We start from the raw sequence: 22,584 nt of genomic DNA, 5'->3' as shown, positions 1-22,584 counted from the left end.
CGCCATGTTCACTCCTTTGTGGGTCGGCTGTTAGTTTTGGTCGACCAACAGTATTCCGACTCGCACGGGAGTGAACAACCTCCTGAAAGATTACACCTAGTTCCTGGTTCCTGGTTCCTGGTTCCTGGTTCCTAAGCGCTTGGCGCTTGACTGCACCAGGTTGCTTTCGAGAAAGGTCGGATGAAGCACGTTTTGGAACAGTGAGTTAGCACTGTATTTGAGGCGCCGTTTCGTTGTGGGCAAGGGACCCCCTTTTTCGCGCGAAACGGTGCCTGGGCTTGAAACGCTGTCGGCAGGTGAGGGGATGGGCCGCGCCATTGAGCGTTGCAGCTCATGGGTTACGCCCTGGTTCCTGAACGGGTTTTCGTTGCGGCAGTGGCTCAGGTTGCGGCCGCTGGCGTCGGCCCGATTTCGCTCTCTCTAACCCCCCCAAGCAACTACCCGCCTTCCCGAGCATATCCCTCTTGTCCCCGCAGGGGCTCATCTGCGATTCGCTACGACGCTTCACTTAAAAACTCCACCTTACCTGGCCGTAAAGCAGGGTGGAGGGGGTCTGGCCAAACAGGCTGTCGCCACGCCCGTCGAAGCGCTGCAGAACGCCGAGCAGTTGCCAGTCGGTGGCCAGGGAGTAGCTGGCGCTGAGGCCGATAAAGAGGGAGCCGTCATCGTAGCCGGTGGTGCTCAGGGTCAGGCGGCTCAGGGCGCTGGGATCAAAGCCCAGTTCGGCGTAGCCGCTCCAGCGGGTAAAGCTCAGGGTTCGGGCGGTCAGCGGCAGGCCGAGAAAGGCCAGGGCGCTGTCCGGATCCTGCGGATGGGAGAGGTAAAGCAGGGCCGCACGGCCGAGCCAGTTGCGTCGTCCGCCGAAGCTGTAGTCGCTCTCGATGCTGGCGACGGTGGCGTCCGCCCGCGGTTGGCCGGCCCACTGGGATTCCGTGGTGTGAAAACGGGTGATCTCGCCGCGCAGACCTGCCCCGCCGACTTCCCCGGCGAAACCAATGCCTAGCACGTTATCCAGCCCGGCCCGGCCCAGCAGCAGCTGCCCATCCCAGCCCCGGTGGTTGAAGCGGTAGCGTCCGGCATAACTGGAGAGCGTTGAGTCGCTGTCCGGGTTGTAGACCAGATCCAACTGGGAGGCGAAGCCCAGTTTGCGGGTGACCATCAGGGCGTCGCTGCCGGGACGCTCCTCGTAGTCGAAGTCGTAGATGGAATAGCTGTTGAAGAGGTCGTTGGGGTTGAAGAGCGTTGTCATGCCCCAGTTGATGCGAAAGCGGCCGCCGCGCAGCTGCCAGTGGTCGTTATGCCAGTTCAGGTAGAGCCGGTCGAAGCTGGTGGTGCCTAATGCGCCGCGCTTGTCGAGCCAGTTGGTGGTGAGATCCCAGTAACCGGGATCGGCGCCGACCCGGTCACCGAAGCCGGGCAGCTCGGCGCTGTCCCCGAATAGCAGGCGGTTACGCATCCCCGCATTGATGCGCAGGTTGCCGCTGAACCGGTACTCGAAGTTGAAGCGCTGATGCACCAGGTGGTCCAGAACGTTGTCACCACTGTCCGGGATGGCCAGGGTCGCCATGTACTTCACGTAGCCGGTGAGATCCCAGGCGTTTTGTGGGGTCAGTCCGGGGATCCCCCCCAGAGCGGGCACCTCGGCTTGGGGCTGGGCGTACCCGGGCACAAGCCCCAACACGCCGACGAGCAGGGCGGTGGTAAGCCGATAGAGTATGGGAAACTTTGTCCTGGGAGGGCTCACGCTGCCCGCTCCGGTTCCTGCTGACGATCCTCCGTCAGTCGACCATCCTCAAACACGATCACCCGCCGGGCCCGTTTGATCACCCGGGGGTCGTGGGTGGAGAAGATGAAGGTGGTGCCCTCGGTTTCATTGAGCTGCTGCATGATATCCAGCAGCTCCGCCGTACTTTGGGCGTCCAGATTGGCGGTGGGCTCATCCGCCATCACGAAACGGGGACGGGGGGCGAGGGCGCGTGCCACGGCGACCCGCTGCTGCTGACCACCGGAGAGCTTGGCCGGCACCTTGTTCAGGTGGTCTTTGAGTCCCACCTCCGTCAGCAGTTGCTCCGCCCGTTGCCGGCACTCCGATTCCGGCCGGCCCTGCAGCTGCATCACGAACTCGACGTTTTCCAGCGCGGTGAGGACGGGCAGCAGGCTGTAGTCCTGGAAGATGAAGCCGATGTGGTCGCGGCGAAAGCCGATCAATGCGCGCTGGGAGAGTTTGCCAAGGGATTGCCCATCGATGGTGACGTCGCCGCCGGTAGGCTGGTCGATACCACCGAGCATATTGAGCAGGGTGGTCTTGCCGGAGCCGGAGGGACCCATCACCGCCACGAACTCGCCCTGCGCTATGGTCAGGTCCAGCGGCTTGACCGCCTGGACCGGGAAGTCGCTGTCGGCGTTGTATACCTTGGTGAGCTGATGGGTTTGTATGGTCATAACGCCGTCCCTTAATGCTTTTCCGCCATCGCTTCTGCGGGGGGCTTGCGCAGGATCTGACGGGCCGGATAGAGGGCCGCCAACAGGCTGGCAGCCACCACGGTAACAAAGATGAGGGCATACTCACTGGCGGTTACCCTGGGGTAGAACAGGGTATCGGCTCCGAAGGCGCCCAGGCCCTCCGCCATGGTCCCGAGGGCGATCCCGGTGTAGCCCAGCAGCTGCATCAACGCGTAACCGGCCAGCAATCCGAGCAGGCCACCACAGACCCCCAGCCAGGCGGACTCCAGCAGGATCAGGGTAAATACCCTGTGCTTCTGCATCCCCACCGCCATCAACACACCGAACTCCCGGGTGCGCTCAAACACCGACATCAGCATGATGTTGACGATGCCAAAGCCCATGGCGACCACGTAGATCCCGATGATGATGGCGTTGCTCACCCCCATCTGACCCAGGATGGAGGCGAGCAGTGGCTGGATCTGCTGCCAGTCCCGGATGCGGTTGCCGGGATCGCTGACCGCCTGCAACCGCGTTTTAACCGCCAGGACAGTATCGAATGCACGGTAGTCCTCTTCATGAAGGCGCACGGCGATCTCGTGGCTGCCACTCAGGCCCGCCAGGGCGGCGAGATCCTTATGGCGGACAAAGAGGTTGCCTTCATCGAAGTTGGTGGATGGGGTACGGAAGATCCCCCGAACCCGGAACGCCGCGCCGGCCACATCGCCCTGGGCATCGGTGAAGGTGAGAACGATTTTGGACCCCAGCCTGAGCTTGAGTCGTTCGGCGGTCTTCTTCGATACCAGCACCGGGTTTCGGCCCTGATCGTCCAGCCACGCTCCCTCAACGATGGCCCCGGCAATGGGGGTGACCCGGACCTCCTGGTCGGGCACCACGCCATTGATCCGGATCCCCCGGTTGGCACGGGCGGAGGCGACCATTCCCTCGGCGATAAAGCGCTCACTCCACGCCGCCACCTCCGGCAGGGTGGCGAGAAGATCGGTGATCACTTTGGGCTGCAACAGGGTGTCCTGGATATCCGGATTCTCCAGGTAGTGACGGTTGTGGATCTGGAGCTGGCTGGTCTGCCAGGCGATGGCGTTCTGGATCATGTTGCTGTAGAGGCCGGCGACAAACCCTATCATCGCCACCACGCCCACCAGACCAAAGACCACGGCGCCGAGCATGATGCTGGTGCGCAGCTTGTTGCGCCAAAGGTTGCGCCAGGCCAAGGTTGCAAGCTGGGTGCTAGCCGCCATGGGCACCCCCTTTAAGGGCGCTGACCAGCTCCAGCCTGAGGATACGCCACAGTGGGTAGAGCAGGCAGAGCAGTAGGAGCATCAGCACGATGCCGATCTGGTTGATGAACAGCCAGGGAGCCACCAGCGCTGGCAGGATGGGGTCCCAGCCCAGCTCCTGCATCATATGGGCGGTTTGTCCCGTGAGCTGGATCGGGTGCGCGGCGAGGTAGAGCAGCACCGGCACGGCGATGGCCAGGCCCATCATCAGGCCGAGGGCGGCGATAAAGAGGGACTCGATCATCACCAGCAGCAGTAATCGGCCACGGAGCAGGCCGGTGGCTAGCATGACGGCAAACTCCCGTTGGCGCTCCAGGGTCATCATCAGCAAGGTGGCGAACAGGCCGAAGCCCACCACGCCGTAAAGCAGGTACATCATGAACAGCCCACCGGCCCTGTCCATCAGGATCTGCTGCGCCATCTCCGGCGCCAGCGCCTGCCAGTCGAGAACCGCGTGGTCAGGGTAGAGGGCGTGTAACTTCGACTCCAACGCGGGCAGCTGGGAAAGCTGGTGGGTATGCATTACCCAGGCGCTGATCTGATCTCCGGTACTGAATAGCCCCTGGGCCAGGGGTAGGGGCAGGTAGACCAGCTGGCTGTCCAACTGTGGAACCGGGAAGCGCAACAGCCCCTTAATGCGATAGAGTCCGGCGGCGGTCTGGCCGCGATACCCCTGGCCGTAGAGCACCACCTCATCACCGACGTTGAGCTCCAGAAACTGGGCCAGTCCCTCCCCGAGCAGGACCTGGGCGTCGTCATCATCGAGAAAGTCGCCGGCCACCAACCTCTCCTCGAGCTTGGCGTAGCCGTTCTCCAGTGAGGGTATCCCCGCCATCACCAGTGCCCCCTTGGAGCGTTGATCGCCGGCGGCGAGGGCAAAGGACTCCAGGCGCGGCAGCAGGTGGCTCACCTCGGGCAGTGTCTGGACCGGTGCGATAAAGGCGTCGGCCATGGGGACCAGGTCGTCGATGCTCTGACTCTGCTGGAAACCCGGATGCTGGATCTGCACCAGCCCGGTGGCGAAACGGGCGGCGTTGTCGATGTTGTTGGCGTAGCTGCCCTCCTGGATGCTGCGCATGAACAGCGACAGTGCGAGGGCCAATGCCAGGGCGGCGGCGGTCAACAGGGTGCGCCGCTTTTGCCGCCACAGGTTTCGCCACGCCAGTTTCATCAGCATCCTCAGTCGCTCTCCATTGTCTCGAGTGGCCAGTGGGAGATCCCAGTTCCTAGCCCTGACGCCCCCCCAGGGATTTATCGTGGCGCTAGTCCCTCAGGCGTTTCATCTGGTCCAGGGAGAAAAACGCCTCGCTGATGGCAAAGTTGAACTGCGCCGCGTGGGTCAGGATCTCGGTTTTTTGGCCCGGCTTGTCCGCGGGGACCATCTCCATCCGGGTGGCCAGCGCACGGTCCCCCATCGTCTGCACGTCGAAGGTGTTGAGGGTATTGACCAGCTCATCGAACTCATCATAGAACTCGATCTTGCGCTGCAGGTGCGTTTGCTGGGAGATCCAGAGCCGGACCTTGCTCCAAACCACCGGGGCCTCGGGCTTGGCCACCGCATCGATGACGTAGCTCATCTCCCCGTCGTAGGGCTCCTGCGCCACCAGGTGGTGGGTGTAGTCCACCACGATGGAGGACTGGTTGATCAGGTCGTCGTTGGTGAAATCGGACCCCATCCAGGATTGACCCAGCATGGAGGGGGCGATCTTGATCACCCGCTCAATGTCGGGCAGCCAGTTCCACATCTCCCGGTCCCGCCGAAGCGACGCGCTGCCCCGGTCACGAGCCGGCGCGGTGACCAGCACCAGGGAGAGGTCCTGCCCCTTGGTCCAGCTTTTCATGCTCATGGAGCGGGTCCATTCGGGCCGGATGATGTTCATGGTGAGTTCACTGTAGCTGGCGTCGCCGCGCATCTGCTGATCGGACTGTCGGACAATCTCGGTGGGATCCGGTGCGGCCAGCGCCAGGGGCGCCAGGGGCGCCAGGAGGGCGAGCAGGGCGAAGCGTAACCGGGGCGTCATGATACCTCCTGGCTGAGATTCGGCGCGGCGCGGTGGCCGTGTTTTAACAGTACAACGCCATCAAGTGGTTACGCCACTTGGGATGTGGCTGCCGAGATCACCACACAGGCGGTCTGCTTCTGTTTCCCGAAGCTTAGGATCTGCGACAGGGCCCGCTTGCTGACCGGGATATACGCCGATGCCGAGACGTCGTTCAGGCTCTCGGAGTGGGGATCATGGATAAAAAAGAACTGGTCACTCATGCCGCTGAGCAGGATCCAGTGCGGTTCCTTGCAGCCGTTAAACCGGTAGGTGCTGATCAGCAGCAGTACGCAGCGTCCCTCATTAATCCACTGCTCCAGCTGTGCCTGTCCCGGTGGGGCGTCGATGACGTGAACCCGGCGCGTCGCCAATTGTGCGCAGAAGTCCTGATGGACCAGTTCAATCACCGTTTTTTTGTCCGGATCCCGGACGCTGTCGATGAAGGGGGTTGATTGGGACTGGGTCCAAAGCTCGACGCCGTAGCCCCGTCTTGCCGCCGCCAGGGCCAGCCCCTGACCGCTGCAGCCGCCGTGGCCACCGGCCATGAAGATGGTGGTGGACTCCCGCCAGAGCTGCAGCTCCAGGGTTCGGTTCATCGCCTCACCGGACAGGCTGGAAAAGGCCATCAGCAGGCAGGCGGCGCCGCAGGTGAAGGGGGTGGTCTGCACATAGAGCGGTATCGACAGTGAGACTCGCTGCTCCAGCGGGGTCAATCGCTTCTGCATCCTTACCCCGTCGCAGAGATCGTCGTAATAGTGGATAAGCAGGCGCAGCACCCGGTAACCCATCTTTTCGTACAATTTTATCGCCGCAATATTGTCTTCCCGCACCTCCAAACGTAATGTGTTGAAACCTTGATCAAGAGCCGTACGCTCGCATTGCTCGACCAGTGTCTGGGCAATCCTCCGACCTCTGAAATCGGGTTTAACTGCAATTGAATACAGCCGTGATAGCTGTGTTCCTTGATGGAATAAGAGCAGTGCATATCCGGCCAGTTCTGTCCCGCTGTGGGCGAGGAAAATTTGGGCTTGCGGCGATTGCAAAAAACGCTTCATCTGGCGCGGGGAGATCCGGTCGCCGTCGAAAAGCTGCTGTTCTAACGCATTAAGAGCACTGAGATCAGCGAGTGTCGCATGACGGAAGTTCATACGATTACCTTCACGGGTGGCACGATTGCGCATCCATCGTAATGCTAGATGAACGGAAAGATAAAGCGTTATGGCAAACTTGGTAATCGTGACCGATCAGCCCAGTGATTGGCACCAATATTTTCCCTCCGAACAGGTCGTTAGTGTTGACCAGTACCTGAAAAACTCCTGGCCGCAGAAGCTGCGTAATGTGCAGGTTGTGAACCTGTGCCGAAACTACGATTACATGAGTTCGGGGTATTACTGTTCATTGATGGCCGAGGCCCGGGGCCATCGGGTGATCCCCAGGGTGATGGCGATCAACGATATCAGCCAACCTTTTTTGGTCTCCTCATCCCTGATGAAACTGGCCCGGTTGGAGGCGTTCGACAGCCCCTTAAGGTGCAAGATCTACTTTGGCAGGACGCCGCAAAAGTCGCTGGAAAAACTGGCCCGTCACCTGTTTGAGCTGTTCATGGTGCCGGTGATCGAGCTGGAACTGATTCGCCACAATGGACAGTGGCAGATCCAGGGTATCGCTCCCTTCCCATTCCAGGACCTGGAAGACTCCGAGCAGGACTTTTTTATCGAATCCCTGGCGCAGTTCTCCAACAAGATCTGGCGCACGCCCCGGCAATCGAAAAAGTCCCGTTACGATCTGGCCATGCTGGTGGATGAAAACGAGAAGATGCCCCCCTCGGACGCGGCGGCATTGCGCCGCTTTACCCGCGCCGCCAGTCGCCTGGGGATGAGTCTGGAAACCATCGGCCCCGATGATCAGTCCAGACTGGGTGAGTTCGATGGGCTTTTTATTCGTGCGACCACCAACATCAGTGACTTCACCTATCGGTTCGCAAAGAGCGCCGAGAAGCTGGGGCTGGTGGTGATGGATGACCCCGAGTCCATCATGAAATGCACCAACAAGGTGTTCCTGACCGAGCTTTTGCAGCGCAACAAGGTACAAACGCCCAAAAGCATCATTATCCAGAGCTTCAATCCGGACTGGAAACGGGAGCTGATGGCGGAGATGGCGTTTCCCCTGGTGCTGAAGATCCCCGATGGGGCGTTCTCCCGGGGCGTGGTCAAGGTGGGGAGTGAAGCCGAACTGGAGAGAGAGGCGCAGCTGCTGTTTGAGAAAAGCGTCCTGATCCTGGCGCAGGCCTTCATGCCGACGGAGTTTGACTGGCGGATCGGCATCATGAACCGTCAGCCGATCTTCGCCTGCAAATACATGATGAGCCGCGGCCACTGGCAGATCTACCAGCATTTCAGCAGCGGTCGGGTCTCCTCCGGGGGCTTTGAAACCCTGGATCTCAAGCAGGTTCCCAAGAACGTGCTGGATACGGCGCTCAAAGCCGCGAACCTGATAGGAAGCGGACTCTATGGTGTCGATCTCAAGGCGATCGGCGACCAGGTTTACGTGATCGAGGTCAACGATAACCCCAGCATCGACCACCACGTTGAAGACGCTGTACTCGGGGATCTCCTCTACGACCGCATCATGACCGAGTTCCTGAGACGCATCCAGATGCGCGGGTTTTAATCGGGGAAACTCAATAAAGACCCGCCGGTTGGCGGGTCTGTGCGATCTCAGTAGCTGTCCTGGTGCACCGATTGGACGGCGCGGCCTGAAGGGTCCGTGATGGCGGAAAGACTCTCGTCCCAGGCCAGGGCCTCCGGGGTAGAGCAGGCCACGGACTTGCCCCCGGGGACGCACTCGGCGCAGCTGGACTGGGGGAACTGCTCGGCAAACAGGCGGCGATACCAGTAGGCCTCCTTGGTGTCCGGGGTGTTGTGCGGGAACTTGAAGTGGGCATTTTCAAGCTCCTTATCGCTCACCTGGGACTCGGCGTGGGCCTTGAGGGCATCGATCCAGCCGTAGCCGACGCCGTCGCTGAACTGCTCCTTCTGGCGCCAGGCGACCGCCTCCGGCAGATCCCGGGCAAAGGCTTCCCGCAGGATCTGCTTCTCGATTCGACCGTCGATGATCCGCTTCGCCTCCGGGTTGATGCGCATCGCCACATCGACAAACTCCTTGTCCAGGAAGGGGACCCGGCTCTCGACCCCGAAGGCCGCCATCGACTTGTTGGCCCGCAGGCAGTCGAACTGATGCAGTTTGCCCAGCTTGCGCACCGTCTCTTCGTGAAAGGCCTCGGCACTGGGGGCCTTGTGGAAGTAGAGGTAGCCGCCGAAAATCTCGTCGGCACCCTCGCCGGAGAGCACCATCTTGATCCCCATCGCCTTGATCATTCTCGCCATCAGGTACATCGGCGTGGAGGCACGGATGGTGGTCACGTCGTAGGTTTCGATGTGGTAGATGACGTCACGGATCGCATCCAGTCCCTCCTGGACGGTGAAGTGCAGTTCGTGGTGTACCGTGCCCAGGTGGTTAGCCACCTCGGCGGCGGCGGCCAGATCCGGCGCCCCCTCAAGGCCGATGGCGAAGCTGTGCAGTTGCGGCCACCAAGCGGGAGCGTTTTCATCCTCCTCGATGCGGCGGGCGGAAAACTTCTTGGCCAGGGCGGAGGTGATGGAGGAGTCGAGGCCACCGGAGAGCAGCACGCCGTAGGGCACGTCGCACATCAGCTGGCGTTTCACCGCCGCTTCCAGCGCGGTGCGCAGGGTTTCGGGGTCGGCGTCGTTGTTTTGTATCTCCCCGTAATGGGCCCAGTCACGGACGTAGTACTGGATCGGGCTGCCCTTCTTCGAGTCCAGGTAGTGGCCCGGGGGAAACTCGCTGATCTGGGTGCAAACCGGCACCAGCGCCTTCATCTCCGAGGCAAAGTAGCGGTTGCCGTGCTCGTCGAAACCCTGGTAGAGCGGCACGATGCCGAGATGGTCCCGTCCCACCAGGTAGCGCTGATTCACCCTGTCCCAGAGCACGAAGGCGAAGATCCCGTTGAGCTTATCCAGGAAGTCGACGCCGTACTTGTTGTAGAGCGCCAGGATCACCTCGCAGTCGGAGCCGGTCTGGAACTGGTAACCCACGGCCAGCTCTTCACGCAACGCCCGATGGTTGTAGATCTCACCATTGACCGCCAGCACCAGGTTGCCGTCCGGGCTATAGAGGGGCTGGGCACCGTTGTCGATATCCACGATGGCCAGGCGTTCGTGGGCCAGGATCGCCGAGTCGTCGGCGTAGATCCCGGACCAGTCGGGACCGCGGTGGCGCAGCGTCTTGGCGAGTTGCAAGGCGGATTGGCGCAACTGGGCCGGATCCGATTTCAGCTCCAGGATGGCGAAGATCCCGCACATGGGGCAGCTCCTTTTGACCGTTTCATTGTTCCGGAAAATCAGACTGCCACGGCACCGGGGGCAAAACCAAGCCTGCTGGCGGCCGCTATCGGGGTTTGCTTATGAGGTGGTGTGAACTGCTTATGCGCTGGCGTTGAAAGTGCCTGTGTAAGCACCGCTTTTTAGGGGCTGCCGTGCTGCGAAGAGGTCGTCGGCTCGTTGGGAGCCCGGAGCCAGAAACCCGGGGCGAGTTTCGGCTCCAAGGCGCGCTCAACGTCCAAAGCCCCGTGGTTACCGCGCCTGGGCACTTTGGCAGCAAAGCCCTAACCGGGCCGTTGAGTTAGGGTGCGGCGTCACCGGCCGGGCGCAGCGGGAAAAACTCACTGCCGGGCAGGAAACCGGGCCAGCTCTCCCCCTCGGCCAGGGCGCGGCCAGCTTCAAGGTAGACGGAGATATCCTGCAGGGTGCCGGAGAGATCCCAGTCGGGGTGGTAGGTATCGCAGGGCCCGTGGTAGCAGCCTTTTACCCGTGCCTGCATGGCACTTTTATACTGGGCCGTGGCGTCGTCCCAGGGGATTTGGCCACCGCGGGCATAGACGGAGGGGACCCCTTGGCGCACGAAGCTGAAATGATCGGAACGGTAGTAGCTGCCGGCACCGGGACGGGCTTCCGGGCTGATATGGCGGCCCTGCTCGGTGGTGGCGTCGATCAACAGCTGTTCCAGCTCAGACTGGCCCTGACCCACCAGGGTGTAGTCCCGGGTACGGCCATAGATGTTGGTGCTGTCGACGTTGAACACTCCGGCCACCTGGCCCAGCGGTGTGATGGGGTTGGCGGCGTAGTAACGGCTGCCCAGCAGCCCCTGCTCCTCGCCGGTGACGGCCAGGAAGCGCACGCTTCGGCGGGGCTGCGGGCCCTGGCTGAAGGCGTCGGCCAGGGCCAGCAGGGCGGCGATGCCGGTGGCGTTGTCCATGGCGCCGTTGTAGATCTCCTCGCCCTGGGCGCCGATGTGGTCCCAGTGGGCGGTGTAGATCACTTCCTCCTCGGCAGCCTCGATGCCCGGCAGCAGGGCCACAACGTTGTGGCTGGTGGCGAAATCGATGGTCTGGTTTAGGGCGGCATCGACGGTGAGCCCAAGCCTGCGGTGCATCGGTTGCTCGGTGGCTTGGGCGGTGAGGGTGTCGAGGTCCTCACCGGCGCGGGCCAAAACGGCACGGGCGGCGTCCTTGGTTAACCAGCCCTCCAGCATCGGATGGGGATCCTGGCTGTTGGCGAGATCCAGTTGCGGGCCGGTCCAGCTATTTTGAACCACCATCCAGGGGTAGGAGGCGGGGCGGGTGTCGTGGATGATCAGTGCTGCGGCGGCTCCCTGGCGGCCAGCCTCGGCGAATTTGTAGTCCCAGCGGCCGTAGTAGGTCATGGTGGTGCCGCGGAAAAGGGCAGGATCCTCGCTGGCAAAGCCGGGATCATTGACCAGCATCACCACGGTCTTGCCCTTCACATCCAGTCCGGCGTAGTCGTTCCACTGGTACTCCGGCGCATTGATGCCGTAGCCGACGAACACCAGCTCCGAGGCGCTCAGGTTGACCGTAGGGGCATCGCTGAAACTGTTGAGCACCATATCGAACAGGTAGCGCTGGGGCTGACCGTCGATGGTCAGCTTGGCACCGGTGGTTTTCAGGCGGCGCATCGGCACCGGCTGCAGGTAGCTGTCGCCATTGCCGGGCTTGAGCCCCATCTGCTCGAATCGTGATTGAAGATAAGCCAGGGTGAGGGTCTCCCCCTCGGTGGTGGGCAGGCGACCCTGGTAGCGATCCGACGCCAGCTCGCGGATATCGGCGTGCAGTTGCGTCTCGTTGAGGGTGTGGCCATCGGGCTCGGGTTGGGAGGGGGTCGTCAGTTGGCTGCACGCCGACAGCAGCGGCAGCAATATCCATAAAGTCCGTTTCATTGTGGTATCCGGGGTTGAGTTGAATCTTGGTTGAGTGCGCCGTGACACTGTTGTTGTGCAAGGATGCCCGATTTTGACCCGCAGGTGGCAGAACGCGCGGTAACAAAGTTGCAAGAAAACGTTAACGGTGCCCGGCAGGGGTGTAACTTCATCGCCGTCAGGGCACACTTAAGGGGCGTCGCCGTCAGCAGCGGCGGACTCAGGCCGATCAAAGAGCAACAGAGCATCAAAGGAGCATGCATGACAGCGGGTTATGGACAGCGGCAGTGCGTTGAAGGCGCCAAGCTCCCCTGGGTGGAGAGCCCCATGATGGGGGTGACCCGAAAGCGGTTGTGGCATGTGGGGGCAGCAGAGTCCGGGATCGTCACCTCACTGGTCCGTTACCAGCCGGGCAGCCGCTTTGCCTCCCACGCCCACCCCCAGGGGGAAGAGATCCTGGTTCTCGACGGGGTGTTCAGTGATGAGCACGGCCATTATCCCGCCGGGACCCATCTGCTCAACCCGGACGGCTCCTCCCATGCTCCCTATTCCGACAGCGGCTGCCTGCTGCTGGTGAAGCTGCGCCAGTATGACGGCCAGGGCCGTCGGCAGCAGTGTGTGGACAGTGGCGAGCTCCCCTGGGAGAGCACCGCTACCCCTGGCCTGTTGCGAAAACCCCTCTATCACCAACCGGGCTTCTCACAACGGATAGAGCTGCTGCAACTGCGTCCCGGTACCCAGCTGACGGATTGGCACCACCCGAACGGGGCGGAGATTTTTCTGCTGGAGGGAGAGGTTCAGGAGGGGGTGCTAAGGCATGGCGATGGTCAGGCGAACCTTGAAGAAGAGTCGACCCGCTCGGGCAGTGAGCGCCTCAAGACCTACGGTCCTGAGACCTGGTGGCGGCTGCCCGCCGGTTATCGGCATGACTTCTCCTCCGCCTCCGGTTGTGTGCTCTACCTCTGCCGCGGATAACGGGGCAGTGGGTTGTCCCGGCCGACCTGAGTGGCCCGGCTGGGGCGTTCGTTAATGGCCTGTCGAAAAACCGCCTGTCCCAAAAGTGGGTACAAGCGGCGTCGGGCAGGACAGCAACTCAAGGGACCCACTCAGGAGATCCGCTAAAGAGAGGCGGGTGATACGCGACGGCAAGGCCGGACGCGAAAAGGCGGCTTCTCCACGCTGATTTGGACTCAAATCCCACAAAAGTTCCCCGTCAGACCCCAGTTTCGACCAAAGTCTAACCGGCGCCCGTCGGCCAGATAATCGCCAGAAATGGATTAAATCATAATTAATTCAGTGTATTACGATGATTCTTGCTGGATTCGCTGGCGGATGCTGTTTGACTAAGGTCGAGCATTCCCGGAAGGGGGGCCTTGCTAGGTTAAGCCGTGACTATTCCATTTGACGGAAACGGGGAGCGGTTATGGCTTTTGAAAGTACCGAGAAAGCGAAAGCGTACTGGTCGGAAAACCTCCGCCTGATGCTGAGTCTTCTGGCGGTATGGTTCGTGGTCTCCTATGGCTGCGGGATCTTGCTGGTCGATGTACTCAACACGGTGAATCTGGGTGGCTTCAAGCTTGGATTCTGGTTTGCCCAACAGGGCGCCATCTACGTCTTTGTGGCCCTCATCTTTGTCTACGTGGCCAAGATGAATGCGCTGGACAAGAAGTACAACGTACACGAGGACTGATGCGATGGATCTGCAAACACTGACTTACATCGTGGTGGGTGCCACCTTTGCCCTCTATATCGGCATCGCCATCTGGGCCAAGGCCGGTTCCACCAACGAGTTTTACGTTGCCGGCGGCGGGGTTCACCCGGTCGCCAACGGCATGGCGACGGCGGCGGACTGGATGTCGGCGGCCTCCTTCCTCTCCATGGCGGGCCTCATCGCCTTCATGGGGTACGACGGCGCGGTTTACCTGATGGGCTGGACCGGCGGCTATGTGCTGCTGGCACTCTGCCTGGCCCCCTACCTACGTAAGTTCGGCAAGTTTACCGTGCCGGATTTCATCGGGGACCGTTACTACTCCCAAACCGCCCGTACCGTGGCGGTGATTTGCGCCATCTTCGTCTGCTTCACCTACGTGGCAGGCCAGATGCGTGGTGTGGGCGTGGTGTTCTCCCGCTTCCTGGAAGTGGATGTGACCATGGGTGTGATCATCGGGATGGTGGTGGTGTTCTTCTACGCCGTACTCGGTGGTATGAAGGGGATCACCTACACCCAGGTGGCTCAGTACGTGGTGCTGATCACCGCTTACCTGGTGCCGGCGGTCTTCATCTCCATCATGCTCACCGGCAACGTGCTGCCGCAGCTGGGCTTCGGCTCAGATCTCCTGGCGGAGCCGGGGACCTCGGTGCTGGCCAAGCTGGATGGCCTGGTGACGGAGTTGGGCTTCAATGAATACACCGACGGCTCCAAGTCCACCGTGGACGTGTTCTTCATCACCGCCGCCCTGATGGTGGGTACCGCGGGCCTGCCCCACGTTATCGTGCGCTTCTTCACCGTACCTAAGGTGTCCGATGCGCGGATCTCCGCGGGCTGGGCTCTGGTGTTCATTGCCTTGCTCTACACCACCGCACCGGCCGTGGCCTCCTTCGCCCGCCTGAACATGATCGATACCATCAACGGGCCTGCGGGTCAGGGGACCGCCTACGCCGAGCGTCCCCAGTGGATCCGTAACTGGGAGAAGACCGGTTTGATTGGCTTCTCCGCTGCCGATGAGGCGGTCAGCGCCAAGGGACCTGCCGGTGAACAGTTGGCGCAGGATGGGGTGATGTTCTACTCCAACGACGAGCGCAACAACATGAAGATCGACCGGGACATCATGGTGCTGGCCAACCCCGAGATTGCCGGCCTGCCCAACTGGGTAATTGCGCTGGTGGCGGCAGGGGGGATCGCGGCGGCGCTCTCCACCTCGGCAGGCTTGTTGCTGGTGATCTCCACCTCCATCTCCCATGACTTGCTCAAGCGGAACCTGATGCCGAACATCACCGACCGGCAGGAGCTGACCTACGCCCGAATTGCCGCAGCGGTGGCGATCTGTATTGCCGGTTACCTTGGGATCAACCCTCCGGGCTTCGTGGCGCAGGTGGTCGCCTTCGCCTTCGGCCTTGCAGCCTCCTCCTTCTTCCCGGCCATCATCATGGGGATCTTCTCCAAGCGGATGAACAAGGAGGGCGCCATTGCCGGTATGGTGGTGGGCATTACCTTCACCGCGGGTTACATCCTGGCGTACAAAGGGGTGTTCTTCGAGCCGCTGATTGCCAATACGCCGGAGAACTGGCTGTTCGGGATCTCCCCTGAGGGGATCGGGACGCTGGGCATGTTGCTGAACTTCATTGTGGCCTTTACCGTGAGTCGGGTAACCGCCGAGGCGCCGACCGAAGTGCAGGACATGGTCGAGAGCATCCGTTTCCCGAAAGGGTCCGGTGCCGCGACGCACCACTAGGGGGCAGGGGTTTAAAGTGGCAAAAGGGCAACCCGTTGGGTTGCCCTTTTTGTGCCGGTTACCCGTTCAGGGTCAGGTTGATGATGCGCAGCAGGACACCGGCAAACAGCAACAGGATGCCGCTGCGGTAGAGTCGGAACTCCGTCAGGTTGAGGTCTTTTAACTGGCCCACCCAGACCTGCCAGAGGGCTTGCCACTGGTGGGTTCGGCGCAGGTAGGTGATGATGGCCAGTAGCACCAGCAGGGCACCGCAAAGCAGGGTACCGGTTTGCAAAATATTCAGCATGACGTCTCCTTGTCGTTGATTTTTCACCCACTCTAACAGGGATCCAGAGAGGTAGACATGAACACATCGGAGTTGGCTCCCATCGAGGACTTTATCGGCACCCTGGTGCCCTTCGATTGCCTGAGTCCGGAGCAACTGGCACAGGCGGCCCGGGGCATCGAGATCGCCTACTTTGCCAAGGCCCAGGGCGAGGTGCCGGTGGACAGTGATAACCCGCATCTCTACATCGTCCGCAACGGCGCCTTCGAAGTGCAGAGCCAGCAGGGGGACCTGCTGGACCGCCTGGGGGAGGGGGACTACTTCGGCTTCCCCTCGCTGTTGACCGGGGAGCCGGTCAGCACCGTGGTGCGGGTGCTGGAGGATGGGCTGGTGTACATCCTCAATGAGCGCAGTTTTCGTCAGCTTCGGGCGCAGAGTCGCGAGTTTGATCGCTTCTTCAACCGTAAGCACGCGGAGCGGTTGCGCCACTCGGCCCGCTACCTGGCCCGGGATCACCAGAGTACCGCTCGAGTCAGCTCCGTGATGGCCTCGCCGCCGCAGTGTATCGGCCCAGAGATGACGGTTCAGCAGGCGGCACAGAGAATGAGCGAGGCCCGGGTCAGCTGCCTGCTGGTCACCGAGCTGGAGCGGCTGAGCGGGATCCTCACCGACCGGGATCTGCGCAACCGGGTGTTGGCTCCGGGCAAGGGGTGCGACCTGGCGGTGGCGGAAGCGATGACAGCGGAGCCGGTGTCGGTGGCGCCCAGTACGCTGCTGTTCGAGGCGGTACTGGTCATGAGCCAGCACAACGTGCATCACCTTCCCGTGACCGAGGAGGGGCGCGCCGTGGGGGTGCTTACCAGCACCGATATTGTGCGGCTGCAGCGCAACGATCCGCTTCACCTGATCGGCGAGCTGGAGCGCCAGAAGGACAGGGCGAGCCTGATCAAGCTGGCGGGCCAGTTCCCCCTGTTGATGCAGCGTTTGATCCAGGCGGATGCCCGGGCGGAGGAGATCGGCCGGGTGTTGACTCTGCTGACCGATACCTTGACCCGGCGTCTGCTGGACCTGGGCCAGGTGGAGCTCGGCGAGGCCCCCTTTCCCTGGTGCTGGCTGGCGTTTGGTTCTCAGGCGAGGATGGATCAGGCGGGCAAGTCGGACCAGGATAACGGCCTGTTGCTGGCCCGGGAGCCCGATGAGGTGGAGCGTGACTACTTCCTGTCCCTGGCCCGTTACGTCTGCGATGGCCTGAATGAAGCGGGTTACGTCCACTGTCCCGGCGAAATCATGGCGATGAACCCCAAGTGGTGCCTCTCCCTGGCCCAGTGGCAGAGGCAGTTCGAACGCTGGACTCGGGAGCCGGAGCCGATGGCGGTAATGCACGCTAGCATCTTTTTCGATCTGCGCCCGGTGGCGGGGCGCACCGCACTGGGGGAGCAGCTTCAGCGTTCGGTTCTGGCGCAGTGTCAGGACAACCAGATCTTCCTAGCAATGATGGCGGGCAACGCCGCCAAGACGGTTCCTCCACTGGGGTTTTTTCGCCAGCTGGTGTTGGAGCGAGACGGTGCCCAGCGCAAGGCGCTGGATCTCAAGCATAAGGGACTGGCGATCATCAACGACATCGCGCGCTTGTATGCTCTGGCCTGTGGCAGCAGCGAGATCAGTACGCCGAAGCGGATCCAGGCGGCGATGAACGCCGGCCTGCTTAGCCGCAAGGATGCACTGAACCTGGTGGATGCCCAGGAGTTCATCGCCGCGCTGCGGCTGCAGAACCAGGGGCGCCAGGTGCAGGAGGGGGAGAGCCCCAGTAACTGGCTGCCCACGTCGAAGATCTCCGGCCTGACTCGGCACCAGCTCAAGGATGCGTTTGCGGTGGTAGCCCGCGCCCAGGATGGGATTAAGCTGAAATATGGACGAAGCCTATGAGGGCGGCCTGGCGTCACTTCTGGTACCGACGGCGCAGTCGCCACCCGGCATTGACACCCTACTACCGGGCTGAAAGGCCGCAGTTGGGCCGGGACTACCGGGAGGCGCCCCTGCTTGCCCTGGACTTGGAGCTCACCGGGCTGGACCCGCAACGGGACAGGATCCTCTCCATCGCCTCGGTTCCCATCGATGGCGGCCGCGTGCAGCTGGCGCACGCCTGGCACCAGTTGGTGCGCATCGACGGTGAGGTGGGACAGAGCTGCACCATCCACGGGATCCGGGACCGGGATATGGCGCAGGGGTTGCCCCTGTGCGAGGCGTTGACCGAACTGCTTCCCCGGTTGTCGGGCAGGGTGGTGATCTGTCATAACGCCACCCTTGACCGGGCATTCTTGCGCCGTGGATTCCTGGAGTGCTTCGGGGAACGTCCGCCGCTGCTGTTCATCGATACCCTGCTGTTGGAGCAGCAACGTTTCGCCCGTCGCGGTGCGACCCCCCACGGGGATGGCTTGCGCCTCGGCAGTTGTCGAGAACGTTACGGTTTGCCGGTTTACCCCGGCCACAATGCCCTGGTGGATGCCATCGCCTGTGGTGAACTTCTGCTGGCGCAGTGCAGTGAGATGGCGGGTCGGGATCCCCTCAAGATAGGGGCGCTGATCGCTTAGGGGTGACGTTAGCAAAGAGGGGTGACTACGCTAGGTAGCAACGCCCATTTGGCTAAAGGGAGCATCGTCGATGCAGAATACGTTGGATACTCGGCTGGTGTTGCGCGTGTTTGACAAGGTGATCCGCCACGGTGAGCGCCGTGGGGATAATCACCACTGGCAGGGGCTGGTGGCCAACAGCGGGTTTGATGGTTACACCCTGACCCTGGGTAACGGGACGGTAACGCTGACGCTGCTGTTTCACAACAGCTACAAGGTGGACTCGCCCAGTAATGGAGAGTTCGAGCGTTTCGTTGAGCAGCTTAAACGAGTGGATAGGGAGACCGAGTGATGAGAAAGGTGACTGAACAGTGGTTAGGCAGGGTTGGGGCGCCGGGGAGAGCCGTAAGCGGACGCGTAGCGGGAAAGAGAGCAACGTTATTGTGTGGCGGTGTCGCTGCGCTGCTCTTGGCCAGTCCCCTACTGGCGGATGAGGCCGTTCCCGGCCCCTCCCATGGAATTGAGTATCCCCAAGGCTGGCAGCAGTGGGGCACCATCGCCGTATCCCAACGCACCGATAATCAGACCATCCGGGTGATCCTCGGTAATGATATCGCCGTTGAGGCGGCCCGTTCAGGCCAGACCCGACCCTGGCCGGCGGGGGCCAAGCTTGGCAAGGTGGTGTGGAAGGCGGCAGCGCTGGAACAGTGGCCGGCCGCACTGGGGCCGGAGCAGTTCGTCCATGCCGAGTTTATGGTTAAGGACCCAGCACGCTTTACCGACAGCGGTGGCTGGGGCTGGGCCCGCTGGGTGGGGCTGGAACAGACCCCCTTTAACCAAGGCAACGGCATCTGTGTCGACTGCCACACGCCGGTGAAGGGGCAGGACTGGGTCTTTACCAAACCGGCGTCCTGGCCCTGAATCGAAAGGAGCGACCAGAAACAGAAACGCCCGCAGTGATGCGGGCGTTTTGCGTAGCGGTCGTCGGGATTACCCCTCGACCCCCTGGCTGCGCAGGTACTCTTCGTAGGTGCCGTGGAAGTCGGTGATCCCATCCTGCTTGAGCTCGATGATGCGGGTCGCCACTGAGGAGACAAATACCCGGTCGTGGGAGACAAACAGCAGGGTGCCCTGGTACTCCTCCAGCGCGGTGTTGAGCGCTTCGATGGACTCCATATCCATGTGGTTGGTGGGTTCATCCATCAACAGGATGTTGGGCTTTTGCATCATCAGCTTGCCAAACAGCATGCGCCCCTGCTCCCCACCGGAGATCACCCGGGTGGACTTTTTGATGTCGTTCTGACCAAAGAGCATGCGGCCGAGGAAGCTGCGGATGGTCTGCTCGTCTGACCCTTCGCTGGACCACTGGGCCATCCAGTCGAACAGGTTCATGTCGGTGGCGAAGTCCTCGGCATGATCCTGGGCGTAGTAACCGATGTTGGCGTTTTCGGACCATTTGATCTCGCCCGCTTTGGGGGCTATCACGCCGGCCAGGGTGTTCATCAGGGTGGATTTCCCGACGCCGTTCTCCCCGATGATGGCGATCCGCTCACCCACGTCGACCTTAAGATCCAGCCCCTGGAACAGCAGCTCGCCGTCGTAGCCCTGGGCCAGCCCGGTGACCTCGAGGGCTTGGCGGAACAGCTTTTTCTCCTGCTCGAAACGCAGGAAGGGGCTCTGGCGGCTGGAGGCTTTCACCTCTTCGAGCTGGATCTTATCGATCTGCTTGGCCCGGGAGGTGGCCTGACGTGCCTTGGAGGCGTTGGCGGAGAAGCGGGCTACGAAGCCTTGCAGCTCGGCGATCTGTGCCTTCTTCTTGGCGTTGTCCGCCAACAGGCGCTCGCGGGCCTGGCTGGCGGCCATCATGTACTCGTCGTAGTTGCCCGGGTAGACGCGCAGCTCACCGTAGTCGATGTCTGCCATGTGGGTGCAGACGGAGTTCAGGAAGTGACGGTCGTGGGAGATGATGATCATGGTGCACTGGCGCTCGTTGAGCACCTGCTCCAGCCAGTGGATGGTGTGGATATCCAGGTTGTTGGTGGGTTCGTCCAGCAGCATCACGTCGGGATCCGCGAACAGAACCTGGGCCAGCAGTACCCGGACCTTGAGGCCTGGCGCCACGGCGCTCATCAGGCCAAAGTGCAGATCTTCGGGGATACCCAGACCCAGCAGCAGTTCACCGGCACGGGCTTCGGCGCTGTAGCCGTCCATCTCGGCGAACTGGACCTCCAGGTCCGCCACCTTCATCCCGTCCTCTTCCGACATCTCGGGCAGGCTGTAGATGCGGTCACGCTCCGCCTTGATCTCCCATAGCTCCTTATGGCCCATGATCACGGTGTCGATCACCGTGTACGCCTCGAACGCCCACTGGTCCTGGCCCAGCTTGGCGATGCGCTCGTTGGGATCCGCAGAGACGTTGCCGCTGGAGGGTTCCAGCTCGCCGGAGAGGATCTTCATGAAGGTGGACTTACCGCAGCCGTTGGCCCCGATCAGACCATAGCGGTTGCCCTCGCCAAACTTGACGGAGATATTTTCAAACAGCGGCTTGGCACCGAACTGCATGGTGATGTTGGCAGTAGAAAGCACGGGAACGTCCTGGGTATAAGGGGTGGAAATGATCGCAGCGCCGAAGCCTAACGATCCAAAGGCGTCGGCGCAAGTGGATTTATTGCGCAACTGAAACCGGGGCGACCTTTGGACAGGTTGTTGCCGGGTTGGCGCTGGCGCTGCCATATCGGGTTGGGGAGACCTGTCTCCCCTGGCTTAAGTTGCCGAGAGTCAACGGCATTTATTGGCCAAAGAAGAAACCGAGCCGGAACATAAGCCGGTGATCGTACTGCTTGTAGCCTTCGGAGTAGAGCAGGGGGCCGGCAGCACTCAGCGAGATGATGACGTTGTTGTTGGCAATCATTTTGCCAATGGTGATGTCGTAGGGGATGAAGTAGTCGCCGCTTTTTTGCTCGTTTCGAACGGTCCCATCCTGGAAACTCCATTGCCACTCCTCATTGCCCCATAACGTAAATACCTCGAAATAGGACCAGGGCAGTGTGAAGTTGAGGGTGGGAAGGAAGTGAAACTCGTTGATCTCATCGAAGGTCAGCGTACCGCCGCGCAGTGCCTCACTGTCGCCCATCAGGTATTTAAACATCGGAATAAATGCCGAACCCCCACGTTCCTGGCCGAATGGATAGATGGGAATTGCCATGCCAAAAGTCGGGATCCAGGTGGTTTTCTGCCTGCCATTGGTGGCGGATCCCAACTGCGCAGACAGCCCCGCGCCCCAAATATATTTGCCACCGATGGCAAACTTCTCAGGCGCAATGTAGATCGCTTGGGCGTAGATACTGCCGAGATCGAAACTGCCGTTCTGATCAGGGGTGGATGAGGAGCTGGAGATAAATGGAAAGTCGGTCCTGAAATACAAAGTGCCATTTTCGTCCAAAGAGACCGGTGCGTCGGCGCGGAGCACTATAGTGTCGGTGTCATTCTTGTTATCGAAGTTGTTGTGATAGAGGTCGAAAGGCAGGGCATCGTGCTGATAACGGATATCAAAGCGGGTGAGAGGCTGTGTGGCGTCCTGTCCGGTGTTTTGAGCGGTCGAGATGGACGGAAGGCAAAGCAGGAGGGCTCCCATAACCCAGAAATTCGAGCGCTTCATGATGACATCTCCGTGCTTATTGGAATCAAAAGTATGACGACCCGCAGTTGGCAAAAAACCACAGGCTAACGCATGGGTTAGTCGGCCCGGTTGGGGGCACTGCTGGCCTGTCTTAGCCCAATGCAGTGACCAGTGTGTAAGGGTAGTAAAAAGAGAGGGATTTCAGATTATTAAAAGGTGGTCAGCAGGGGAAAGAGCCGGCACTCACCCACCAAACAAAGCTTTCAGATACTCAGATGCGGCCTGTTGAATCAGTCAGAGCGATGTCAGCTGAGGCCGTTCGGATCTGGGGTTTTCATACAAACGAGGGAGAGCAGCCCTTGCGGCATTTTTTTGCCTCTGTGCAGAAGTTGAAATCTGTGGGAAGGCCGGCTGGGGAACTGGCTTGCATCAAAATCGCGCATAAAGTGAACGAAGTCTTGTTCAGCCTGCGGTCAGCAAGGATGACTAAGATTGGCTATAGATTCATGAGCGTTACGCTCATTCGCCGGTTTCTTTTTTGAGGCTCTTGGCGTGGTGTAAACCAGTTCTGTTTTCTGAAACTTGACTGCACCCTGCCTGGTTCG

Annotated in this window: 19 protein-coding genes; 8 read left to right on the top strand and 11 right to left on the bottom strand. The window is 61.2% G+C overall.

Annotation, left to right across the window (positions count from 1 at the left end):
• Positions 1-508 precede the first annotated feature (508 nt).
• The 6 genes from ABD997_RS04970 to ABD997_RS04945 all read right to left on the bottom strand — a co-directional run bounded on the left by ABD997_RS04970 (position 509) and on the right by ABD997_RS04945 (position 6,930).
• Positions 509-1,744 (bottom strand): hypothetical protein, encoded by a 1,236-nt coding sequence (locus tag ABD997_RS04970; protein WP_345315899.1) that lies wholly within the window; start codon positions 1,742-1,744, stop codon positions 509-511.
• Positions 1,741-2,442, bottom strand: coding sequence for an ABC transporter ATP-binding protein (locus ABD997_RS04965; protein WP_345315898.1), 702 nt, complete (start codon positions 2,440-2,442; stop codon positions 1,741-1,743). Before ABD997_RS04965 ends, ABD997_RS04970 begins: the two co-directional genes overlap by 4 nt.
• Positions 2,443-2,453: 11 nt before the next feature.
• Complete coding sequence (locus ABD997_RS04960) at positions 2,454-3,701, bottom strand: ABC transporter permease (protein WP_345315897.1); 1,248 nt, start codon at positions 3,699-3,701, stop codon at positions 2,454-2,456.
• Positions 3,691-4,917, bottom strand: a complete 1,227-nt coding sequence (locus ABD997_RS04955) for an ABC transporter permease (RefSeq protein ID WP_345315896.1) — start codon at positions 4,915-4,917, stop codon at positions 3,691-3,693. Before ABD997_RS04955 ends, ABD997_RS04960 begins: the two co-directional genes overlap by 11 nt.
• 85 nt (positions 4,918-5,002) lie before the next feature.
• Complete coding sequence (locus ABD997_RS04950; protein ID WP_345315895.1) at positions 5,003-5,761, bottom strand: outer membrane lipoprotein-sorting protein; 759 nt, start codon at positions 5,759-5,761, stop codon at positions 5,003-5,005.
• A gap of 68 nt (positions 5,762-5,829) precedes the next feature.
• Entirely contained in the window at positions 5,830-6,930 is a 1,101-nt protein-coding gene (locus tag ABD997_RS04945) for a GNAT family N-acetyltransferase/peptidase C39 family protein (protein ID WP_345315911.1), read from the bottom strand.
• Between the two features lie 70 nt (positions 6,931-7,000).
• Here ABD997_RS04945 and ABD997_RS04940 point away from each other — a divergent pair, with 70 nt between their 5' ends.
• The gene (locus tag ABD997_RS04940) at positions 7,001-8,452 is read left to right on the top strand and encodes a RimK family protein (protein WP_345315894.1); all 1,452 of its coding nucleotides are present in this window, start codon (positions 7,001-7,003) and stop codon (positions 8,450-8,452) included.
• Positions 8,453-8,499: 47 nt separating this feature from the next.
• Here ABD997_RS04940 and asnB read toward each other — a convergent pair whose 3' ends face one another.
• Positions 8,500-10,164 carry an asparagine synthase B gene (gene asnB, locus ABD997_RS04935; RefSeq protein ID WP_345315893.1) on the bottom strand — a complete coding sequence of 555 codons (1,665 nt, stop codon included), beginning with the start codon at positions 10,162-10,164 and terminating at the stop codon, positions 8,500-8,502.
• Between the two features lie 319 nt (positions 10,165-10,483).
• Positions 10,484-12,094, bottom strand: a complete 1,611-nt coding sequence (locus ABD997_RS04930) for a M28 family metallopeptidase (RefSeq protein WP_345315892.1) — start codon at positions 12,092-12,094, stop codon at positions 10,484-10,486.
• Between the two features lie 240 nt (positions 12,095-12,334).
• On the opposite strand from ABD997_RS04930, the gene ABD997_RS04925 reads away from it, so the two are divergent.
• The 3 genes from ABD997_RS04925 to ABD997_RS04915 all read left to right on the top strand — a co-directional run bounded on the left by ABD997_RS04925 (position 12,335) and on the right by ABD997_RS04915 (position 15,525).
• Entirely contained in the window at positions 12,335-13,048 is a 714-nt protein-coding gene (locus ABD997_RS04925) for a cupin domain-containing protein (RefSeq protein WP_345315891.1), read from the top strand.
• A gap of 448 nt (positions 13,049-13,496) precedes the next feature.
• Positions 13,497-13,763: a DUF4212 domain-containing protein gene (locus tag ABD997_RS04920; RefSeq protein ID WP_345315890.1), complete on the top strand. Its 267-nt coding sequence runs from the start codon at positions 13,497-13,499 to the stop codon at positions 13,761-13,763.
• A 4-nt stretch (positions 13,764-13,767) separates the two neighbouring features.
• A complete protein-coding gene (locus tag ABD997_RS04915) occupies positions 13,768-15,525 on the top strand; it encodes a sodium:solute symporter family protein (protein ID WP_345315889.1) in 1,758 nt (585 codons plus the stop codon).
• Between the two features lie 58 nt (positions 15,526-15,583).
• Here ABD997_RS04915 and ABD997_RS04910 read toward each other — a convergent pair whose 3' ends face one another.
• A complete protein-coding gene (locus ABD997_RS04910) occupies positions 15,584-15,811 on the bottom strand; it encodes a hypothetical protein (protein ID WP_345315888.1) in 228 nt (75 codons plus the stop codon).
• A 57-nt stretch (positions 15,812-15,868) separates the two neighbouring features.
• Between ABD997_RS04910 and ABD997_RS04905 the strand changes: the two genes are divergently transcribed.
• The 4 genes from ABD997_RS04905 to ABD997_RS04890 all read left to right on the top strand — a co-directional run bounded on the left by ABD997_RS04905 (position 15,869) and on the right by ABD997_RS04890 (position 19,281).
• On the top strand, positions 15,869-17,716 hold the full coding sequence (locus tag ABD997_RS04905) for a DUF294 nucleotidyltransferase-like domain-containing protein (RefSeq protein ID WP_345315887.1): 1,848 nt from the start codon (positions 15,869-15,871) through the stop codon (positions 17,714-17,716).
• Entirely contained in the window at positions 17,713-18,381 is a 669-nt protein-coding gene (locus tag ABD997_RS04900) for an exonuclease domain-containing protein (RefSeq protein ID WP_345315886.1), read from the top strand. The genes ABD997_RS04905 and ABD997_RS04900 overlap by 4 nt, the downstream gene beginning before the upstream one ends.
• Positions 18,382-18,451: 70 nt before the next feature.
• Complete coding sequence (locus ABD997_RS04895; protein ID WP_345315885.1) at positions 18,452-18,712, top strand: DUF3081 family protein; 261 nt, start codon at positions 18,452-18,454, stop codon at positions 18,710-18,712.
• Positions 18,712-19,281: a cytochrome P460 family protein gene (locus ABD997_RS04890; RefSeq protein WP_345315884.1), complete on the top strand. Its 570-nt coding sequence runs from the start codon at positions 18,712-18,714 to the stop codon at positions 19,279-19,281. The genes ABD997_RS04895 and ABD997_RS04890 overlap by 1 nt, the downstream gene beginning before the upstream one ends.
• Before the next feature lie 69 nt (positions 19,282-19,350).
• On the opposite strand, the gene ABD997_RS04885 is transcribed toward ABD997_RS04890, so the two are convergent.
• Positions 19,351-20,946, bottom strand: coding sequence for an ABC-F family ATPase (locus tag ABD997_RS04885; protein WP_345315883.1), 1,596 nt, complete (start codon positions 20,944-20,946; stop codon positions 19,351-19,353).
• A gap of 202 nt (positions 20,947-21,148) precedes the next feature.
• Complete coding sequence (locus ABD997_RS04880; protein WP_345315882.1) at positions 21,149-22,018, bottom strand: hypothetical protein; 870 nt, start codon at positions 22,016-22,018, stop codon at positions 21,149-21,151.
• Positions 22,019-22,584 lie beyond the last annotated feature (566 nt).

The sequence above is a fragment of the Ferrimonas gelatinilytica genome (assembly GCF_039544205.1).
Lineage (GTDB): Bacteria > Pseudomonadota > Gammaproteobacteria > Enterobacterales > Shewanellaceae > Ferrimonas > Ferrimonas gelatinilytica.
Note: the sequence above shows the minus strand (reverse complement) of the source record. Positions and strands in the feature narration are given on the sequence as shown.